Source organism: Pannonibacter indicus (assembly GCF_001418225.1).
Taxonomy (GTDB): Bacteria; Pseudomonadota; Alphaproteobacteria; order Rhizobiales; family Stappiaceae; genus Pannonibacter; species Pannonibacter indicus.
Genome location: NZ_LIPT01000006.1, coordinates 68447 through 87512 on the forward strand (window position 1 = coordinate 68447; position 19066 = coordinate 87512).

Consider the following 19066-nt stretch of genomic DNA (forward strand, 5'->3'; position numbering starts at 1 on the left):
TTTATGGTGGCGAGAGATAATAGAATATCGGGGCCCCTCATGCTCGTGACTGCTGCAGCCATCGAGGCTGCCTATGACCGAATTACGCCCCATATCCGCGTCACGCCAGCTCTGCAGCTCAGATCCGGAGATCTCAATCTTCCGTCGGGAGTTTCCCTGAAGCTGGAATCCCTGCAGCACAGCGGCTCCTTCAAGGCGCGCGGAGCCTTCAACATGCTGTTGAGCAAGGATATTCCGGCCGCTGGCGTCGCCGCCGCCTCGGGCGGCAATCATGGGGTGGCCGTCGCCTATGCCGCCCGCAGTCTTGGCATCCAGGCCAGGATTTTTGTGCCTGAACTGGCAACCCCGTTCAAGACAGCCAAGATCCGCAGCTACGGAGCCGAGCTTGAAATTGGCGGGGAAACCTATGCCGAAGCGCGTGACGCTTGCAGCGCCTATCAGGCCCAGACCGGCGCAATGGACATTCATGCCTATGCCGCAGCCGAAACAATCGTCGGACAGGGGACCCTGGCGCTGGAGTGGGAAAGCCAGACCCGGGGACTGGATACATTGCTCATCGCCGTGGGCGGTGGCGGCCTGATTTCCGGCATAGCCACGTGGTTTGCCGGAAAAACCCGCATCATCGGCGTTGAGACCGAAGGCTGCCAGACCATGAAATGCGCACTGGAAGCCGGACAGCCGGTTGATGTGCCGGTCTCCGGCATAGCCGTCGACAGCCTCGGTGCGCGGCGGACGTCCGACCTCACCTATGCCATTTCCGTACGCTGCGTCGAGCGGATCGTCACCGTCAGCGACGAAGAGGTGATGGCCGCACAGCAGCGGCTCTGGCAGGGGCTGCAGCTGGTGGCAGAACCTGGCGGTGCGGCAGCTTTCGCAGCGCTGCTGTGCGGTGCCTATGTGCCCCAGCGCGGTGAGCGCACCGGCATCCTTCTGTGCGGCGGCAACATGGATCCTGCGGGACTGACCGCCCACTGATGTACGCGCCTCCCTCACTTGATCAAATGCCCAGCCTTGCTTGAACTCTTGCCGCGCGCCTTCGCCTTGAAAAGGCAGCCTCAAGCCGCTAACCCAAGGGCCAGAGCAATTTCAAAAACGGGATGGACACCCATGGCAACTCACAAGCTTCTTCTTCTGCCCGGCGACGGCATCGGCCCGGAAATCATGCCCGAGGTGAAGAAGATCATCGCCTGGTTCAACGCACGCGGCACGGACACGTTCGAGACCGAGGAAGGTCTCGTCGGCGGCTGCGCCTATGATGCGCATGGCCAGTCCATTTCCGAAGGCGACATGGCCAAGGCCATGGCCGCCGATGCCGTGATCTTCGGCGCCGTCGGCGGCCCGAAGTGGGACAAGGTGCCTTACGAGGTGCGCCCGGAAGCGGGCCTGCTGCGCCTGCGCAAGGACATGCAGCTTTTCGCCAACCTGCGCCCGGCCATCTGCTATCCGGCGCTGGCCGGCGCTTCCTCGCTGAAGCGGGAAGTGATCGAGGGTCTCGATATCCTGATCCTGCGCGAGCTGACGGGCGGCGTCTATTTCGGCGAGCCGAAGACCATCACCGACCTCGGCAACGGCCAGAAGCGCGCCATTGACACGCAGGTCTATGACACCTACGAGATCGAGCGCATCGCCAAGGCGGCCTTCGAGCTGGCCCGCACCCGGAAGGGCAAGGTCACTTCGATGGAAAAACGCAACGTCATGAAGTCGGGCGTGCTCTGGAACGAAGTGGTCACCGCCACCCACAAGAACGGCTATGAGGACGTTCAGCTGGAGCACATGCTGGCAGACGCCGGCGGCATGCAGCTCGTCCGCTGGCCGAAGCAGTTCGACGTCATCGTCACCGACAACCTGTTCGGCGACATGCTGTCCGACGTCGCCGCCATGCTGACCGGCTCGCTCGGCATGCTGCCGTCCGCCTCGCTCGGCGCTCCCGATGCCGCCACCGGCAAGCGCAAGGCGCTGTATGAGCCGGTGCATGGCTCGGCTCCGGACATTGCCGGCACGGGCGCTGCCAACCCGATCGCCATGATCGCCTCCTTCGCCATGGCCCTGCGCTACTCCTTCGAGAAGGTGGCGGAAGCGGACATGCTGGACAAGGCCATCGCCAACGCGCTGGACAAGGGCCTGCGCACCCGCGACATCGCCTCGGAAGGCACCACCGTCATCGGCACCTCCGCCATGGGCGATGCCATCGTGGCTGAGCTGAACGCCCTCAGCGCCTGATCTGAATACTAACCGATCACGAGGCCGCCGCTTGCCATGCGCAGGCGGCGGCCTTATGCATTGCGCCCCAACCAGAGGCACACTCCAGTCGAAAGGCACGGCAACATGGCCAAGGAAAAACCGTTTCTCGGCACCTGGATCCTCGATGTGGAGGAAAGCGACTTCGAGCAGGGCGATCCGCCGCGCTCGGCCACCTTGCGCATCGAAGACGATTTCGGCGTGCTGACCTTCACGATGAACACCGTATCGGCCAATGGCGAAGTCACCAACGACAGCTTCACCGCCATGCCGGACGGCCCGCCGATCCGACTTGGCAAGAGCGGGCTGGCCGATTCCATGCGCCTCGGCTTTGCGACCGAGCGCAATCTCGTCTCCGAAGCCCAGCGCGACGGCGTCACGCTGATGAAGGCGGAGCGCGAACTTTCGGAAGATGGCCGCACGCTGACCGTCACCCAGACTGTCCTGCTGCCCGGCGCCGTCACCAGCCGCAATATCTCCGTCTACCGCCGCTCGCAGTAAAGCCACCCCTTAATGAGGCTCACTCATTGAGGGATGTTATTCCAATGCTCGATGAGCTTGACTCATCGAGCATTGGTTAAGACCGTGCGGCGCTTGAGCCTTTTCAAGGCGTGATGCGTCAGCATCGAAAGCCTTGGTATTAAGGCTGGCGCAGATCAGAACAAAAAGTGAAAATACAGTCAAACCGCCTCTTGACTGGATCAAACCCCTCTGGAATCGATAGGAACATAGAAAGAACAAAATCCAGATGACGGGCCGGAACGCCAACCGGACCATTCAACGCCAGCCTGGAGGGAGGCTCCCTATCCGCACATGGTTTGCGCCCGGCACACAACCGGGCATAGTCAGGCATGCTGGCAGTATCCCCGCCTGCGTGGGTGCCGCAGACCATGCCGCACCTGCCCGCAGACACAGCAGGCAACAGCGCAGGCATCCTGCCCCGGGTGCCTTGGCGCTCGCCTTCTGCTCCGCCTTTCCTCCCAGCGCCTTGGGCCGGAAAGGCGGGCGGCCGGGCATTTTGGAAATTCGCCGTGAACGCATGTGCTATGGGCAGGCGGCCAGCCAGCTTGTGCAAGGGCTCCACCAGCGGCATGGCCAGTGATGACGGCGGGTCCAGTGATAACGGCGCATTCTGGTGCTGGCTGCCGGCTGCTGGGTTTTGGCTCCGCCTGCCTGCACCAAAAACAATCGGGGCGCAAAAACAATCGGGGCGCCGATTGCGCGGCGCCCCGGTCTGAACTTGCCGCCCTGAGAAATGCTCAGCGGCTCTGGTTACGCTTGGCGAGGGTGCGCAGGCGCAGGGCGTTGAGCTTGATGAAGCCGGCGGCGTCCTTCTGATCGTAGGCGCCCTGGTCGTCCTCGAAGGTGACCAGCTTGTCGGAATAGAGCGACTTCGGGCTCTCGCGGCCGATGACCATGACGTTGCCCTTGTAGAGCTTCAGAGTCACTTCGCCTTCCACATGCTCCTGGCTCTTGTCGATCAGGGCCTGCAGCATTTCGCGCTCGGGCGAGAACCAGAAGCCGTAATAGATCAGCTCCGCATAGCGCGGCATGATCTCGTCCTTCAGGTGCGCGGCGCCGCGGTCCAGCGTGATGGATTCCATCGCGCGGTGTGCGGTGAGCAGGATGGTGCCGCCCGGCGTTTCGTAGACGCCGCGGCTCTTCATGCCGACGAAGCGGTTCTCGACGAGGTCCAGGCGGCCGATGCCGTTGTCGCGGCCATAGTCGTTGAGCTTGGCCAGCAGGGTTGCCGGGGACAGGCGCTCGCCGTTGATGGAAACCGCGTCACCGCGCTCGAAGCCGATCTTGATGATCGTCGGGGTGTCGGGCGCCGATTCCGGGGAAATGGTGCGCATATGCACATATTCGGGAGCCTCGACCGCCGGGTCTTCCAGCACCTTGCCCTCGGAGGAGGAGTGCAGCAGGTTGGCGTCCACGGAGAACGGGGCCTCGCCCTTCTTGTCCTTGGCGACCGGAATCTGGTGCTTCTCGGCAAAGTCCAGCAGGTCGGTGCGGCTCTTGAAGGTCCAGTCGCGCCAGGGGGCGATGATCTTGATATCCGGATTCAGCGCATAGGCGGACAGTTCGAAGCGGACCTGATCATTGCCCTTGCCGGTGGCGCCATGGGCGATGGCATCCGCGCCGGTCTTGCGGGCGATTTCGATCAGGTGCTTGGAGATCAGCGGACGGGCGATGGAGGTGCCCAGCAGATAGACGCCTTCGTAGACGGCATTGGCGCGGAACATCGGGAAGACGAAATCGCGGACGAATTCTTCGCGCACGTCCTCGATGAAGATTTCCTTGATGCCCAGCATCTCAGCCTTCTTGCGGGCCGGCTCCAGCTCCTCGCCCTGGCCGAGGTCAGCGGTGAAGGTCACCACTTCGGCGCCCAGTTCGGTCTGGAGCCACTTCAGGATGATGGAGGTGTCGAGGCCGCCGGAATAGGCAAGCACGACCTTCTTGATGTCGCCATGGGCCATGGAGATATGTCCGTTCGCTGTTCTTTTTGACGTCACATTTGGCGTGTTAAGACATTCCGGCTGCGCCGCCGGATGCCTTGGAAAACCGCGCGCACTCTAGTTGCGGCAAAGCAGACTGCAAAGCCTTTTTCTGCGCCAAGCGCCTCAAGCCCCAAAGGGCCGCGAGCCAAGCAAATACGCCGCTTGCAGGTATATCGCCGCAGATGTATTTTCCGCCGCCGCCCTGAAATGGGCAGATTTGCCGGGCCTGTTCCCAGCTGGCGGTTTTTCCATCAGGGATGTCTCATGCGTTTCTTCGCTTCCTGTCTGCTTCTTCTCGGACTGACTGCGGCCTCCGCCGGATCAGCGCTTGCCGGCGACCTGTCCGCCCGGCGCGGTCCTGCATCGCCCTTCAGCTTCGATACCGTGATTGGCCAGGCCAAGGCTCTGGCGGCCAAACCCTATGCAGAGCCCAAGACCCGCTCTGCCGACACGCTCGAAAAGATTGACTTCGATGCTCACTGGAAGATCCGGTTCGATCCGAAGGAAACGGTGTCCATCAGCCCGGATGCACCGGTCCAGTTTTTCCATCTCGGCCGCTATTTCAAGAACCCGGTCAAGATCTATCAGGTCGAAAGCGGAGTCAGCCGGGAAATCCTCTACGATCCGGCCTATTTCGACAGCCCCAAGGACAGCCCGGCGCGCAAGCTGCCTGCCGATATCGGCTTCGCCGGTTTCCGCATCATGCGTCCAGACCTGAAGACGGACTGGGTCTCCTTCCTCGGCGCGTCCTATTTCCGCACCGACGGCCAGTCGCATCAGTATGGCCAGTCGGCCCGCGGCCTTGCCATCAACTCGGGCATGTCCGAACCGGAGGAATTCCCGCGCTTCACGTCCTTCTGGCTGGCGCCGGGCGAAGCTCCGGAAGAAACCATGGTGCTCTACGCGCTGATGGACAGCCCCAGCGTTGCCGGGGCCTACAAGATGACCATGCGCAACAAGGATGGCGCAGGCCAGACCATCGACGTGGAAAGCCGCCTGTTCTTCCGCAAGCCGGTGGAGCGCCTTGGCATCGCGCCGCTGACCAGCATGTACTGGTATTCCGAGACGAACCGCTCCACGGGCCTCGACTGGCGCCCGGAAGTGCATGACACGGACGGCCTTGCCATCGTCATGGAAAACGGCGAGCAGATCTGGCGTCCGCTGAACAACCCGAAGAGCGTGCGCACCTCCACCTTCCAGGCCACCAACCTGAAGGGCTTCGGCCTGGCTCAGCGTGACCGCGCCTACACCAACTATGAAGATGACGGCGTGTTTTATGAAAAGCGCCCGTCCGTCTGGCTGGAGCCGCTGACGCCGTTTGGCGAAGGCGCGGTGCAGCTGATCGAGATCCCGACCGATGACGAGATCTACGACAACATCGTCGCCTATTTCATCCCCAGCAACCTGCCGGCCGCCGGTGAGGAGCGCAGCTTTTCCTACCGGATGCACTGGAAGGACGCCCATCCTCTGCCCGGCTCCGGCGCACGCACCGTAGCCACCCGTGCCGGTCAGGGCGGTGTTCCCGGCCAGCCGCGCCCGGCAGACCAGATCAAGCTGTCCATCGACTTCGAGGGCCCGGCCCTCAAGGGTCTCGGCCAGCAGGATGGTGTGACGGCGGTGGTGGAACTGTCGCGCGGCGAGCCGATCAACCCCTACGTCCTGCCGGTCGTCGGCACGAACCGCTGGCGCCTGATCTTCGACGCCAAGGTGGAAGATCATGACCCGATCGAAGCCCGCGCCTTCCTCAGGCACGGCGATGACGTGGTGACCGAAACCTGGCTCGGCCAGATCAGTCACGAACTGGTCGCCCGCCCGCAGTAAGGGCTTGTAACGCAAACAGAAAGGGCCCGGACGGCATCCCCGTCCGGGCCTTTTCCGCTCTTGCAGGACCAAGCCATCTGTCAGGCAGCCATCAGGCGCCAGTTCCGGAGCCGGGGCCATAAGCCCGCAGCATCATATCCACGGTCTCGGAGATGATCGCGCCCATCTCCTCCCGGCCGACCGCGCTGCCCGAGAAGAAATAGGGATAGAAACCGCGCGACTTCAGCAGCCCCAGGAACTGGGCGGCGGCCACTTCCGGCTTTCCCCTTTGCAGGGCACCGGCTGCGAAAGCATCCTGCATGAAGCGTTCGAAAACACGGAACTTGTCCATGCGCGCGGCAACTTCAGCAGACAGGACTGGATCACGGAACGCCTCGCCAAAGATCATGCGCGCCATCCGCAGGAAGCAGGGATTGACCAGAAGCTCGCCCTCGGCCCAGCCAAGGGCTTCAAGCTGCCCGGCAACCGGCAGGTCCGGACGGAACGTCACATTGAGGGCTGCGGTCATCCAGGAAGCGAGGCAATCCGTGATGGCACGGAACAGCGCTTCCTTGCTTTCGAAGTGATTGTAGACCGTGCGTTTGGAAACACCTGCTCGGCCGGAGATGCGGTCCATGCTGGCCCCTGCAAATCCGCGCTCCTGAAACTCGGCCACGGCGGCTTCAATGATCTGTTTGCGCTTCTGCTCGCTGAGCGAAAGCCCTCTGTCCTCGGTCATGGCCCTTTCTTTCCAGAAACTGGCCCCCTTGTAAACTCGGGACTTTACATAACGCCGCCCACGATGTAAACTATACCGTGTAGTTTACCCTTAGCCAACACAAGCTAGCCACGGGAGCCCTTCATGCCAGTTACCCTGACACTCAACGGCAAGGAACAGGTGATCGACGCCGGCCCGGACACGCCCCTGCTCTGGGTCCTTCGCGACACCCTCGGCCTCACGGGCACCAAGTTCGGTTGCGGCATTGCCCAGTGCGGCGCCTGCACGGTGCATCTGGACGGCACCCCGGTCCGCTCCTGCCAGACCTATCTGGGCGATCTGGAGGGAACCAGCATCACCACGATCGAAGGGCTTGAAAGCCCGGCCGCCAAGGCCCTTCAGGCGGCCTGGACGGAACTTGACGTGCCGCAGTGCGGCTATTGCCAATCCGGGCAGATCATGGCCGCAGCGGCCCTGCTGATGGAAACACCGAAACCCACCGACGCCGATATCGAGGCGGCCATGGATGGCAACGTCTGCCGCTGCGCCACCTATGCCCGGATCAAGACAGCCATTCACGCGGCTTCAGACAAGCTGGAGGGCTGACAGAATGCAGCACAGGATTTTCTCTCCCCTCACCGCTGCAGCGCCCAGCCGCCGCGGTTTCCTCAAGCTTTCCGCAGGCGCTGCCGGCGGGCTGCTGATCGGCCTCAACCTGCCGGGCAGCGGAAGAACAGCGGCTGCCGCAACGTCTGAAGGCATGTTCCTGCCTTTCGTGCATGTGCTGCCGGACAACACCGTCGTTGTCCTGTCCAAGCATCTCGACAAGGGACAAGGTGTGGCCACGGGTCTTGCAACACTGGTTGCAGACGAAATGGACGCAGAATGGGCCCAGGTCCGGGCCGATTTCGCCCCGGCCGACGCCGCGCTCTACAAGAACCTGCTCCTCGGCATCCAGGGCACGGGCGGCTCCACAGCCATTGCCAATTCCTTCATGCAATACCGCACGGCCGGAGCGGCCGCGCGCAGCATGCTGGTTCAGGCAGCCGCCAGGGCCTGGTCGGTCCCCGCAGCTGAAGTCACCGTCAGCGCCGGCCGGATCTCTCATCCTTCCGGCAAATCAGCGAGCTTCGGCGAGATGGCCGGGCTTGCGGCGGCCGAGGCCGTTCCGGCCGAACCGCGGCTGAAAACTCCGCAGGAATGGGTCTATATCGGCAAGTCGTTCAAGCGGGTCGACACTGCGCGCAAATCCAACGGCGCAGCTGGCATCTATGGCATGGACCAGCGTTTCGACAACATGCTGACCGCCGTCCTCGCCCGCCCTCCGCGCTTCGGCAGCACGGTGGCCAGCGTCGATGACAGTGCCGCCCGCGCCATTGCCGGCGTGGTGGATGTGATCACCGTGCCCAGCGGTGTTGCGGTTCTGGCAAGCGGCACCTGGCAGGCCATGCAGGGGCGTGATGCCCTCTCCGTCACCTGGGACGACAGTGGCGCCGAAATGCGCTCGACTGCGGACATGGAAGCCGAGCTGAGAGAACTGACCGGCACACCGGGCGCAGCCGCAGAAGGCAACGCCGATGCAGAGCCCCTGCTGGCCGGGGCAGCGCGGATCATCGAAGCGGATTACATGTTCCCCTTCCTCGCGCATGCACCGATGGAGCCGCTGGACATCACCGTGCTTTACGACGGCAGCAGCGCCACCTTCTGGACCGGCTCGCAATTCCAGACGACGGATCAGGCCGTCAGCGCCGCCATCCTTGGACTGACACCGGACAAGGTGACAATCAACACGCTCTGGGCCGGCGGCTCCTTCGGCCGGCGCGCCCAGCCGGACAGCCACTATTTCGCCGAAGCGGCTCTGATTGCCAAGGCACGGCATGAGGCAGGCCATGCCCCCCAGCCGCTGAAGATTGTCTGGACCCGTGAGGACGACATTCGCGGCGGCTATTACCGCCCGATGACGGCCCACAAGGTGAAGGTGGGACTGGACGAGGCAGGCCGGATCACCGGCTGGCTGCATCGCATCGCGGGCAAGTCCATCATGAAGGGCACGGGGTTCGAAGCCTTCATGATCAAGAACGGCATCGATGACACCATGGTGGAAGGCGTGCATGGCACGACCTACGACATCCCCGGCTTCCAGCTGGAAGCGCACATGACCGCAACGCCGGTGCCGGTGCTGTGGTGGCGGTCGGTCGGGCACACCCACACGGCCTATGTGATGGAGACCATGATCGACCGCATCGCCCGGGAAACCGGCGCCGATCCGGTCGCCTTCCGCGAAAGCCTGATCAAGAATGATCCGCGCAAGCTGGGCGTTCTGCGGCTGGCCGCAGAAAAGGCAGGCTGGGACACCCCGCTTCCCGAGGGCCGTTACCGCGGCGTTGCGGTTCACACCTCCTTCAGCAGTTATGTGGCCGAAGTTGCGGAAATCTCCTTCCGCGAAGACGGCACGGTGAAGGTGGAAAAGGTCGTCTGCGCCGTGGACTGCGGCATCCCGGTCAATCCGGACAATATCCGGGCTCAGGTCGAAGGTGCCATTGGCTATGGGCTTGGCGCCGTGCTGCGCAACGAGATCACGCTCACGGACGGCGAGGTGGACCAGTCGAACTTCGACACCTACCTGCCCCTGCGCATGTCCGACATGCCTGTCATCGAGGTGCATATCGTTCCGTCCGAAGAAGCCCCGACCGGCATCGGCGAGCCCGGCACGCCGCCGATCGGACCGGCAGTGGCCAATGCCATTGCAGCAGCAAGGGGTGACTATGTGACGGTGCTGCCCTTCAGCAAGCACGGGCTGGCCTGACCCTCAAAGGCCGGCGCAGCGGTCAGTCACAGACTCGCCTGACAGGCATATGGCTGTATCAGGGACCCGGTTGGAACCCCTCCGGGTCCTTTTTCCTTGGCCGAACGGGACTGACACCGGCCCTCAAGCTCCGCGCAGGCAACACGCCTGTGCGGACCATTCTGAGGTATCAGGCCGCGCCTTCCAGCGCGTCCCGGTCCTTCTTGCGCATGCGCTCAGAGGCGGACTTGAGCTGGCCGCAGGCGGCGAAAATGTCGCGGCCGCGCGGGGTGCGGATGGGCGAGGCATAGCCGGCGCGGTTGACGATGTCGGCGAATTCCTCGATCCGTTCCCAGTCGGAGCACTCGTAGTCCGAGCCCGGCCAGGGGTTGAAGGGGATGAGGTTGATCTTCGCCGGAATGCCCGCGAGCAGGCGCACCAATTCCCGCGCATCCGCATCGCTGTCGTTCACGCCCTTCAGCATCACATATTCGAAGGTGATGCGCTTGGCATTGGACAGGCCCGGATAGCGGCGGCAGGCCTCCAGAAGCTCCTGGATCGGCCACTTCTTGTTGATCGGCACCAGCACGTCGCGCAGATCATCGCGCACCGCATGCAGGGAAATCGCCAGCATGCAGCCGATCTCGTCGCCCGTGCGGGCAATCTCCGGCACCACGCCGGAGGTGGACAGGGTGATGCGGCGCTTGGACAGCGACAGGCCGTCACCATCGGACGCGATCAGCAGCGCCTGCTTCACATTGTCGAAATTGTAGAGCGGCTCGCCCATGCCCATCATCACCACATTGGTGACGAGGCGGCCTTCGGAGGGCACGATGGCACCCTGCGGGGTAGCGGCGTCAGGAAAATCGCCCAGCCGGTCGCGCGCGATCAGAATCTGCGAGAGGATCTCTTCCGAAGTGAGATTGCGCACCATCTTCTGGGTGCCCGTGTGGCAGAAGGTGCAGGTCAGCGTGCAGCCCACCTGCGAGGAAACGCAGAGCGTGCCGCGCCCTTCTTCCGGAATATAGACGGTCTCGATCTCCACCGGGCGCCCTGCCCCGCGCGGGGGAAAGCGGAACAGCCACTTGCGCGTGCCGTCGACGGAAATCTGCTCCGAGACGATTTCCGGCCGCGCAATGGAGAAATGGTCCTGCAGCGTGTAGCGCAGATCCTTGGCGATGTTGCTCATCTGGCCGAAGTCAGACACGCCGCGCACATAGAGCCAGTGCCACAACTGCTGGGCGCGCATCTTGCGCTGGCGCTCGGGGATATCGATGGAGGCCATGGCTTCGGCGAGCCCGGCCCTGTCGAGACCGATCAGCGTAGGCTTTTCCGCCGCAGCAACAAGCGCCGGGGCCGGAGCGGCCGGCTGTGCAGCTGCAGATGTCTGCGCGGCGGAACGATGCGCAAGGTCAAGCGAGATCGCCATGGCGTCCAGTATCCAGATCCGAGGGTCAAAACCCGAAGGTTGAGAGGCCGCAAAGGCCATGCGCCGGAACGGACCAGTCCGCTGCTTCAGCGCTTTGAAAACAGAAAAGGCGCAGCCTCCCGCAGGAGCCGCGTCCATTGGCGCCTGAAAAACCACAGGAGCGCCGGAAAATCAACTGCCGATGCGATGAGAGGCGGCAAATGCCGTGCGGCAAGGGGTGCAGCCTGGAGGCTGCCCCCTTTGCGCCGTGTTCAAGCCGCTGGTCCGCGGAGTGCCAGGCGGCCGGTACAGCCGGCTGCCTTCAGGCTCAGCGGCAGGCCTGGTTGGCGGTGTCGATGGCCGCCGTCACGCCCGAGAGCGAGAAGGAATAGGATGTTTCCGTGCCGCGGCCCGAAACAGCCTTTACACTCATCTTGCTGCCCGCCTTCATGGCGGCAACGAGCTGCTGTTCGGCAGCCGCGTTCTCCACCCATGCCCCATCGTTCTTGGTGAACATGGTGAAGGGCTTGCCGTCGATATCGACAGTCACCTGCGATCCTTCCCGCAGCGGATAGCCGACCTGCAGGCTCGGCTCGTTGTTCACGCCTTCCGAAGGACGGGTCGACACGAAGAAGAACACATCTCCGTGATTACGGTCCGTCGGCAGCATCTGCGTGGGCTTGGTCAGGGCGAAGCAGACCTTGCCGCCACCGCTCGCGTGGGTATAGGCCGCCCAATCCCTCTGCTGCTTCAGCAGCGTCGGAGCCTGGGCGACGGCGGCAGCTCCGGACAGAGCGAGGAACAGACCGGCGGTTACCAGGGTTCGTGCTTGCATCATCTCCACACCGTTTTGCTTGCGCGTCAAACGCTTCAGATTTTACTCAAGTGTCGTCCGGCATATAAACCTTGGATTAAGGCTACCTTAAAGCCGGTTACGAAAGGGTTGAAAGCCAATCAATCGCGTGGCGCTCGCCGCCATTCCCGCTATTATCGGCTCGCGTCATGCGCACGCTGGCTGGATAAATCGGGCGAGAGTGTGACATACGTTCCGGGATTACCGGATTATGATCGTGTTAAAACCCGGCGCATTGGGAGTGAAGTCTGCGGTGAGTCAGGCGCAGTATTTTTCAGAACTGATCGAGAGGGTCGCCGCAACGCAGGATAAGGCTGCGTTCATCGAATTATTCGATCACTTCGCGCCGCGCATCAAAGGCTACCTGATGCAGCAGGGCACCGACAGCGCCAGCGCCGAGGAACTGGCGCAGGAGGTGATGGTCATCCTGTGGCGCAAGGCCGCCCTTTTCGACAAGAGCAAGGCCTCTGCCAGCACCTGGCTGTTCCGCATTGCCCGCAACCGGCGCATCGACTCCCTCCGCCGCCTGAAGAACGGCGATCTGGATGCGGAAGATCCCGCCCTGCAGCCCTCCGCGCCGGAAGATCCAGATGTCATTCTCGACACAGGATTGCGGGAGGAGCGCATCCGCGCAGCTCTCGATGAGCTTCCCGAGGCTCAGCGGGAGGTGGTGCGCCAGGCCTTTTTCCTCGGGCTGTCCCACAACGAGATCGCCGAAAGCACCGGCCTGCCGCTCGGCACCGTCAAATCCCGCATCCGCCTTGCCTTCGCCCGCCTGCGGCAGGTGCTGGAGGCAGATGCGGCGGTCGACACCGACTGAACACGGCTGATGATGCTGGCGCATCATGCCTGGAAATTGCTCAAGGGCCGCACGGCTTCATCAGCCTCCGGTGAACCAGAGTCACCGGAAGCTGATGTCAGTCGTCCCAGCCCGGAATCTGCCGCCCCTGCCGCATGATGGGCCCGCCATGGCGGTGCGGGATCTTGTCCTGCTTCGGCCCGCCGGCTGTCACCGGCCTGTCAGCATAGCGGCCCAGCGCCCGGTGCCGGTCATAGAGCACGATGGCCCCGGCGGTGGCGACGTTGATGCAGAACTTGGCCGGGATCTTCACCACATGGTCGCAGCGCGCCAGCATGGCGGAGGACAGGGAGCCGCGCTCTGGCCCCAGTACATAGGCAGCGCGCAGCGGGTGCATGAAGCTCGGCAGATCGATGGCCTCGTCCGTCAGCTCGATGCCGACAAGCTGGCAACCCGCGGGCAGATCCATCGTGTCCACGGTGTCCCATTCGAACAGCGGCAGATGATCCGGGCTCTTGGAGGTGTCGGAGCGCGGCGCCCGGCGGATGGCAGGCCCAGCATCCACGGTGAAGAAGAAGCTCGCCCCGAAGGCATGCGCCGAGCGCATCAGGTTGCCAAGGTTCATCCGCTTGGACAGGCCCTCAGCCCCCACACCGAAATAGCCGCGCATCTTCCACTTCCCTCTTCCGTCATTCCTGCAGAGGCTCATAGACGCTGGGGCTGCCCGCCTCAACCCGTCAACGCGCATCTGCGTTCATGGGTCCCCGCTGCGCAGCGCGTTCCGTGACGAGATTTCCCTTGCAGTGCAGCACTGCGGACCGCAGATTAACCATGGTTCACAACATGTGTGGAGCGGGGGCCCTGCGTGAAAGCCATCCTTTGTCATACCTACGGTCCGGCTTCATCGCTGACCGTTGAAGATCTGCCTGTGCCGCCAGTTGGTCCGGGTGAAGTGCTGGTCCGCGTCAAAGCCTGCGCGCTGAACTTCTTCGACACGCTGATCATTCAGGGCAAATACCAGCTGCAGCCGGAAATGCCCTTCTCCCCCAGCGCCGAATTTGCAGGCATCGTGGAGCGCACCGGCGAGGGCGTGGAACGCCTGCGCCCGGGCGACAAGGTCATCGGCTACATCCGCTTCGGCGCGGCGCGGGAACTGGTGGTGGCCAGCGAGGATGACCTCATCCCCATGCCCGAAGGGATTTCCTTCGAGGAAGCTGCCGGGGTTTCCGTCACCTATGGCACCACGCTGCACGCCTTCCGCGACAGGGCAAAGCTCCAGGAAGGCGAAACCGTGGCGGTGCTGGGCGCTTCCGGCGGCGTTGGGCAGGCTGCGGTGGAGATCGCCTCCCTGATGGGCGCACGCGTCATCGCCTGCGCCTCCTCGGAAGAAAAGCTCAGCCGCGCCCGCCAGCTCGGCGCAGTGCTGACCATCAATTACGAGAAAGAGAACCTGAAGGCGCGGATCAAGGAGCTGACGGATGGCGCCGGGGCCGATGTGGTTTATGATCCGGTGGGCGGTGATCTGGCCGAGCAGGCGCTGCGGGCCACCGGCTGGGAAGGCCGCTATCTGGTCATCGGCTTTGCGGCAGGCCAGATCCCGAAGATCCCGCTCAATCTGGTGATGCTGAAGGGCTGTGATGTCCTCGGCGTCTTCTGGGGCGAATCGATCATCCGCGACCCCGAGGGCCACTGGGCCAACATGAGCCAGATTCTCGACTGGGTGCGCCAGGGCCGGTTGAAGCCGCAGATCCACGCGGTCTACCCGCTGGAGGAGGCCGCAAAGGCCATCCAGGAGATCGCAGACCGCAAGGTCATGGGCAAAGTGATCCTGACGCCCTGACAGGGCTGCCAAGGCTCTTCGCCCGTCTGCCGTTTGAAACGAAAAGAGCCCGGGCGTGAGACCCGGGCTCCGGTCTTGGCATCTGCGGAAGAGATCAGTTCAGCTTGTCCACCGAACCAAGGGTGAAGATCTGGGTTTCACCCGGCGCATCGTCGACGCCGTCGTTGTCGGTGACGAGGATCATCCGGCCATCGGCGGTGACGGTAAAGCCTTCCGGCTTGTCGAGCAGCCAGCCCTTGGACGAGGCCAGCGCCGGGATCAGATCCAGCTTCACGGTCTTTTCCACCACCGGCAGGGTGCCGCCGAGGGCAACCGGCTCGATGCCGGCAAGATCGATCACAGTGATCTGCTTGATGGCAGCAAATTCACCCCCCTGATTGTCACGCTCCAGCACGGCGAAGCGCTCGCCGCCCAGATGGGTGATTTCGGACAGGCCAACCCAGCCGCCGGCAGAGCTCTTCGGCTTGTCGAGCGGATAGTGGACGAAGCCCCAGGATTTGTCCGCCGGGTCGTAGATGCCCAGCTTGACGAGGCCCTTGGCATCATCGCCCCACTCGCGCTGGATCGCCGTCACGACCAGCGTCTTGCCGCCGCGCTCGAATTCGGCAACGCCCTCAAAGCCGAAACGCCTGGACTGGGCAACGAGAGCTTCCGGCAGGCTGATTTCTTCCGTCACCTTGCCGTTGGCATCGGCCTTGACCAGGAGATGCGGCACGCCTTCCTTCTCCGGATTGCCTTCGCTGACAAGCCAGAAACCACCATCCTTAGCCAGCGAAATACCTTCCATGTCGAACTTCTTCGGCGAGCCGCCGGTGATGTTCACATAGGACGTGATCTCCACCGGGCTCATCGACAGATCGAGCGTGTAGATGCGGGCCTTGTCATAGAAGCTGTCCGAAACCGCATAGAGCTTGTTCGGATTGCTCTTGTCAGCCGCAAGGCCCGAGAGCGCACCCCAGCCGATCGGAGCACCGGTTTCCGGATCAAAGGCGGAGGTCAGCACCGGATAGGCCGGCTTGTCTGCGCCAAATTCATAGATGCTAACCTGCGAGCGCAGGCCATCTTCGGCGCTGTCCGCTTCGTTGGCGACGACAAACAGATTGCGGGACGGAATGACCAGCACGCCCTCCGGCGCCACATGGGTGGGCAGCATCTGCAGGAATTGCGGCTCGCCGCCCGTGTCCTTGAACACCGACACCATGTTGGCGCGCTCGGAGTTCACGAAAATGAGCTTCTGGCCGCCGAATTCACCAACGGTCACACCTTCCGGCTCCGTGCCCTTCTTGGAGGCGCGCTTGGCCGGATAGTGGCCGGTCATCATGGCGATGTGCTCAAGCTTGTTGCCGCTGTCGTAGAGCACTTCACCCTTGGTGTTCCAGATGGTGAAGCCGCGCGAGCCGCCTTCATAGTCGCCTTCGTTGGCGGTGATGAAGCGGTCATTGCCGAGCCAGGCCACGGCATCGGGCTCGCGCTTGACGTTCTCGGTGTTGCCCGAGGCGTCGGAGCTGGCGCCCTTGGCGACCGGAACAGCTTCCGCGCTGGCGGTACCGGCGGAGAAATGTGCCGTCACCGTGCCGGAGGCAAGATCGATGAGGACCAGATGGTTGTTTTCCTGCAGTGTCAGGACCGCGACGTTGTCTTCGTTGATCGAGACGAATTCCGGCTCCGGATCCTCCGGTGCGATCTCGGCAAGACCGGTCACGTCAACGATGCGGGCCGCCTCGCAATTGACGGGCATGCCATCGGCATCCAGATCGAAGATGGCGACATGGCCGGCGGGAAGCTGCGGCAGCTTGCCTTCGTTCAACTCTTCATCGCGCTCGTTCTCGATGGCAACGGCCAGGAACTTGCCATCCGGCGAAATGGCGACCGAATCCGGCTGGCCCTTCACGTCGCAGGTGGCGGCGATGGACTTGTCCGCAAGGCTGATCACCGCCAGATGGCCCGACGGCTCGGTGTAGTTCGGGCTGGTGTTGACACCGGCGAGGATGAACTTCTGCGCCGCCGTCACCGAAGTGGGCTCACCGCCCATGGCGATGCGGCCCGCCGGCTTCGGCTCGGCCGGATTGGCGATGTCAACGAAGACCACGGCTTCACCGGGGCTGTCGGAAAAAACCAGCGTCTGGCCATCCTTCGTCGCGGTGATGATCTCGGCAGAGGTCTGCGCCGCAGGATCAACGCCTTCGGCCAGCGTCTTGTAGACAGGCATGGTGGCGATGCGGGTGAAATAGGTGTCGGCAGCAAATGCCTGTGAAACCGCGGCCAGAACGGAAAAACCAGCCAGAAGCTGGCTGCGCAGAGAAATCATGATGCCCCCCGAAGCGGGATGTTTGGTTGAAAGACGGGGCACGCTAGGCAGCACAGACGAAGCTGCGGTGACAGAGCGATGAAGCTTTTGTGACGCAGACCCCGGAACTGCGGCAGTTGCGCCACAGCCCGCAAGGCTCGGGGTGTCAGACTGCAGATAAATTCTGGACAGAAGCCCCCCGCCGGGTTTCTACTAAGGTACTCCTTGCGGATGGCTCAACATCCGCTGGCTGGCCACTTGAGTGCCGCCAGCCATTCCCACGCTCTCCTTTTGCGGACACCCAGCATGACACGCGGCTTCTTGCGCCTTGCCCTTGTGCTTGGCCTGCTTTCCTGCATTGGCCCCTTTGCGGTCGATCTCTATCTGCCGGCCCTGCCGCAGATCACGGCTGGCCTTGGCACGACCGCCAGCGCTGCTCAGATGACGTTTACCGCCTATTTCCTCGCCTTTGGCCTTGCCCAGCTGATCTATGGACCGATGGCAGATTGGCTGGGCCGCAAGCCGCCGGTCTATGCAGGCCTTGCCGTGTTCATCGCCGGATCCGCCATCTGTGCACTGTCTGCGGATATCAACTGGCTTGTCTTTGGCCGCTTCGTGCAGGCCTTGGGCGCGGCATCTGTCATGGTCATTCCGCGCGCCATCGTGCGCGACATGCACACCGGCACAGAAGCTACTCGATTGATGGCGCTGGTGATGCTGGTGATCAGCATCTCGCCGATGCTGGCACCGCTCACCGGCTCAGCCATCATTGCGGTGGGGAGCTGGCGCTTCCTGTTCGTGGCCCTTGGCCTTGCCGCAGCACTGGCCATGGCCCTCACCGCCTGGCAGCTGCCCGAAACCCTGCCGCCGGAGCGGCGCATGCCGCTGCGGCTGAAAGCCATTTTCGGAGGCTGCCTTGACCTGATTCGCGATGCCCGCTTCCTCGGGCTGACGATGACAGGCGGCTTCGGCATGGCGAGTTTCTTCGTCTTCATCGGCGCGGCCTCGTTTGTCTACACCGGCCACTATGGCATGAGCCCGGTGGGCTTCAGCCTTGCCTTCGCGCTGAATGCTATCGGCTTTTTCGGCACGTCGCAGCTCGCGGCTGGGCTCGGGCGCAAGCATGGCATGGCGCGCGTCGCCTTTCTGGCCGTCACTGGCTTTGCCCTTTGCAACGGGGTGCTGGTGACGCTGGTGGCCTTCGGCTTCGATGCTCTTGCCGTGGTGATGGTGCTGCTCTTCCTCGGCAATGCCTGCCTTGGTCTCGTCATTGCCCCCACCATGGTGATGGCGCTGGACGATCACGGCGAGAACGCAGGCCTTGCCTCGTCCCTCGGCGGCACGCTGCAGATGCTGGCTGGCGCCCTGATGCTGGTGCTGGCCAGCCCGTTCTTCGACGGAAGCGTGCTGCCCATGGTGGGCGCCATCGCCGCCTGTGCGGCCTGCGCCTTCATCGTCGCTGTCCCCACGCTGGGGCGGAACCGGACCGCACCGCTCCACCCCTGAGGTGGAGCGGCCTCCAGCCAATCAAACATTGACAACAGCCGCAATTCCCGCCAAAAGCGTGGCCGGTCCTGCCGTTAGAGAGTGTGGATTGAGACGATGATGTTCCGGCTTGCTGCCGCAGACATGGGCATTGAGGCGATGGCTCCGGCCAGCGCTGCTGCCGCTCGTCTTATGACCACCGCAGCCAAACTCACTAAAACCACCGCTAAAACCACCGTTTGACGGTGCCTCTCGTCCCGCGCTCCCCCGGGATGGGCGGGCGCCGGAGAGCCGGGCAGGTGCCGCGTGTGCGGACCCGCCGGGCAAGCGGGGAGACGGATGAGAGAGGAAT

Annotated in this window: 15 protein-coding genes; 9 read left to right on the top strand and 6 right to left on the bottom strand. The window is 63.3% G+C overall.

The features are described from left to right. Positions 1 to 39 precede the first annotated feature (39 nt). The 3 genes from ASC48_RS10775 to ASC48_RS10785 all read left to right on the top strand — a co-directional run bounded on the left by ASC48_RS10775 (position 40) and on the right by ASC48_RS10785 (position 2739). A complete protein-coding gene (locus ASC48_RS10775) occupies positions 40 to 975 on the top strand; it encodes a threonine/serine dehydratase (RefSeq protein ID WP_055455870.1) in 936 nt (311 codons plus the stop codon). 132 nt (positions 976 to 1107) lie between these two features. Continuing rightward, positions 1108 to 2220: a 3-isopropylmalate dehydrogenase gene (gene leuB / locus ASC48_RS10780; protein WP_055455758.1), complete on the top strand. Its 1113-nt coding sequence runs from the start codon at positions 1108 to 1110 to the stop codon at positions 2218 to 2220. A gap of 105 nt (positions 2221 to 2325) precedes the next feature. Next, positions 2326 to 2739, top strand: a complete 414-nt coding sequence (locus ASC48_RS10785) for a hypothetical protein (RefSeq protein WP_055455759.1) — start codon at positions 2326 to 2328, stop codon at positions 2737 to 2739. A 758-nt stretch (positions 2740 to 3497) separates the two neighbouring features. Here the strand turns inward: ASC48_RS10785 and ASC48_RS10790 are convergent. Continuing rightward, positions 3498 to 4718 (bottom strand): argininosuccinate synthase, encoded by a 1221-nt coding sequence (locus ASC48_RS10790; RefSeq protein ID WP_055455760.1) that lies wholly within the window; start codon positions 4716 to 4718, stop codon positions 3498 to 3500. A 285-nt stretch (positions 4719 to 5003) separates the two neighbouring features. Here ASC48_RS10790 and ASC48_RS10795 point away from each other — a divergent pair, with 285 nt between their 5' ends. After that, complete coding sequence (locus ASC48_RS10795) at positions 5004 to 6560, top strand: OpgD/OpgG family glucan biosynthesis protein (protein WP_055455761.1); 1557 nt, start codon at positions 5004 to 5006, stop codon at positions 6558 to 6560. A gap of 91 nt (positions 6561 to 6651) precedes the next feature. Here the strand turns inward: ASC48_RS10795 and ASC48_RS10800 are convergent, their stop codons facing one another. Next, positions 6652 to 7278 (bottom strand): TetR/AcrR family transcriptional regulator, encoded by a 627-nt coding sequence (locus tag ASC48_RS10800; protein ID WP_055455762.1) that lies wholly within the window; start codon positions 7276 to 7278, stop codon positions 6652 to 6654. Positions 7279 to 7401: 123 nt separating this feature from the next. Between ASC48_RS10800 and ASC48_RS10805 the strand changes: the two genes are divergently transcribed. Both ASC48_RS10805 and ASC48_RS10810 read left to right on the top strand, forming a co-directional pair. Beyond that, the gene (locus tag ASC48_RS10805) at positions 7402 to 7863 is read left to right on the top strand and encodes a (2Fe-2S)-binding protein (RefSeq protein ID WP_055455763.1); all 462 of its coding nucleotides are present in this window, start codon (positions 7402 to 7404) and stop codon (positions 7861 to 7863) included. A 4-nt stretch (positions 7864 to 7867) separates the two neighbouring features. Beyond that, positions 7868 to 10063 carry a xanthine dehydrogenase family protein molybdopterin-binding subunit gene (locus ASC48_RS10810; RefSeq protein WP_055455764.1) on the top strand — a complete coding sequence of 732 codons (2196 nt, stop codon included), beginning with the start codon at positions 7868 to 7870 and terminating at the stop codon, positions 10061 to 10063. Positions 10064 to 10232: 169 nt separating this feature from the next. On the opposite strand, the gene rlmN is transcribed toward ASC48_RS10810, so the two are convergent. Together rlmN and ASC48_RS10820 are read right to left on the bottom strand one after the other, a co-directional pair. Next, positions 10233 to 11471: a dual-specificity RNA methyltransferase RlmN gene (gene rlmN / locus ASC48_RS10815; RefSeq protein WP_055455871.1), complete on the bottom strand. Its 1239-nt coding sequence runs from the start codon at positions 11469 to 11471 to the stop codon at positions 10233 to 10235. A 307-nt stretch (positions 11472 to 11778) separates the two neighbouring features. Further along, entirely contained in the window at positions 11779 to 12285 is a 507-nt protein-coding gene (locus ASC48_RS10820; RefSeq protein WP_208975659.1) for an invasion associated locus B family protein, read from the bottom strand. Positions 12286 to 12514: 229 nt separating this feature from the next. On the opposite strand from ASC48_RS10820, the gene ASC48_RS10825 reads away from it, so the two are divergent. Further along, positions 12515 to 13123 (top strand): sigma-70 family RNA polymerase sigma factor, encoded by a 609-nt coding sequence (locus ASC48_RS10825; RefSeq protein WP_055455765.1) that lies wholly within the window; start codon positions 12515 to 12517, stop codon positions 13121 to 13123. Positions 13124 to 13220: 97 nt separating this feature from the next. Here ASC48_RS10825 and ASC48_RS10830 read toward each other — a convergent pair whose 3' ends face one another. Further along, positions 13221 to 13772: an RNA methyltransferase gene (locus tag ASC48_RS10830; RefSeq protein ID WP_055455766.1), complete on the bottom strand. Its 552-nt coding sequence runs from the start codon at positions 13770 to 13772 to the stop codon at positions 13221 to 13223. 195 nt (positions 13773 to 13967) lie between these two features. On the opposite strand from ASC48_RS10830, the gene ASC48_RS10835 reads away from it, so the two are divergent. Next, the gene (locus tag ASC48_RS10835; RefSeq protein ID WP_055455873.1) at positions 13968 to 14942 is read left to right on the top strand and encodes an NADPH:quinone oxidoreductase family protein; all 975 of its coding nucleotides are present in this window, start codon (positions 13968 to 13970) and stop codon (positions 14940 to 14942) included. A gap of 94 nt (positions 14943 to 15036) precedes the next feature. On the opposite strand, the gene ASC48_RS10840 is transcribed toward ASC48_RS10835, so the two are convergent. After that, complete coding sequence (locus tag ASC48_RS10840) at positions 15037 to 17250, bottom strand: esterase-like activity of phytase family protein (RefSeq protein ID WP_055455767.1); 2214 nt, start codon at positions 17248 to 17250, stop codon at positions 15037 to 15039. A 285-nt stretch (positions 17251 to 17535) separates the two neighbouring features. Here ASC48_RS10840 and ASC48_RS10845 point away from each other — a divergent pair, with 285 nt between their 5' ends. Further along, complete coding sequence (locus tag ASC48_RS10845) at positions 17536 to 18735, top strand: multidrug effflux MFS transporter (protein WP_082440087.1); 1200 nt, start codon at positions 17536 to 17538, stop codon at positions 18733 to 18735. Positions 18736 to 19066: the final 331 nt, after the last annotated feature.

What these genes read in the sequence shown, in the direction of transcription:
- ASC48_RS10840 (WP_055455767.1), bottom strand. Translation starts at nt 17,250, where the DNA reads ATGATTTCTCTGCGCAGCCAGCTTCTGGCTGGTTTTTCCGTTCTGGCC.
- ASC48_RS10825 (WP_055455765.1), top strand. Translation starts at nt 12,515, where the DNA reads ATGATCGTGTTAAAACCCGGCGCATTGGGAGTGAAGTCTGCGGTGAGT.
- ASC48_RS10785 (WP_055455759.1), top strand. Translation starts at nt 2,326, where the DNA reads ATGGCCAAGGAAAAACCGTTTCTCGGCACCTGGATCCTCGATGTGGAG.
- ASC48_RS10790 (WP_055455760.1), bottom strand. Translation starts at nt 4,718, where the DNA reads ATGGCCCATGGCGACATCAAGAAGGTCGTGCTTGCCTATTCCGGCGGC.
- ASC48_RS10845 (WP_082440087.1), top strand. Translation starts at nt 17,536, where the DNA reads ATGACACGCGGCTTCTTGCGCCTTGCCCTTGTGCTTGGCCTGCTTTCC.
- ASC48_RS10800 (WP_055455762.1), bottom strand. Translation starts at nt 7,278, where the DNA reads ATGACCGAGGACAGAGGGCTTTCGCTCAGCGAGCAGAAGCGCAAACAG.
- ASC48_RS10810 (WP_055455764.1), top strand. Translation starts at nt 7,868, where the DNA reads ATGCAGCACAGGATTTTCTCTCCCCTCACCGCTGCAGCGCCCAGCCGC.
- ASC48_RS10820 (WP_208975659.1), bottom strand. Translation starts at nt 12,285, where the DNA reads ATGCAAGCACGAACCCTGGTAACCGCCGGTCTGTTCCTCGCTCTGTCC.
- rlmN (WP_055455871.1), bottom strand. Translation starts at nt 11,471, where the DNA reads ATGGCGATCTCGCTTGACCTTGCGCATCGTTCCGCCGCGCAGACATCT.
- ASC48_RS10830 (WP_055455766.1), bottom strand. Translation starts at nt 13,772, where the DNA reads ATGCGCGGCTATTTCGGTGTGGGGGCTGAGGGCCTGTCCAAGCGGATG.
- ASC48_RS10795 (WP_055455761.1), top strand. Translation starts at nt 5,004, where the DNA reads ATGCGTTTCTTCGCTTCCTGTCTGCTTCTTCTCGGACTGACTGCGGCC.
- ASC48_RS10805 (WP_055455763.1), top strand. Translation starts at nt 7,402, where the DNA reads ATGCCAGTTACCCTGACACTCAACGGCAAGGAACAGGTGATCGACGCC.
- ASC48_RS10775 (WP_055455870.1), top strand. Translation starts at nt 40, where the DNA reads ATGCTCGTGACTGCTGCAGCCATCGAGGCTGCCTATGACCGAATTACG.
- leuB (WP_055455758.1), top strand. Translation starts at nt 1,108, where the DNA reads ATGGCAACTCACAAGCTTCTTCTTCTGCCCGGCGACGGCATCGGCCCG.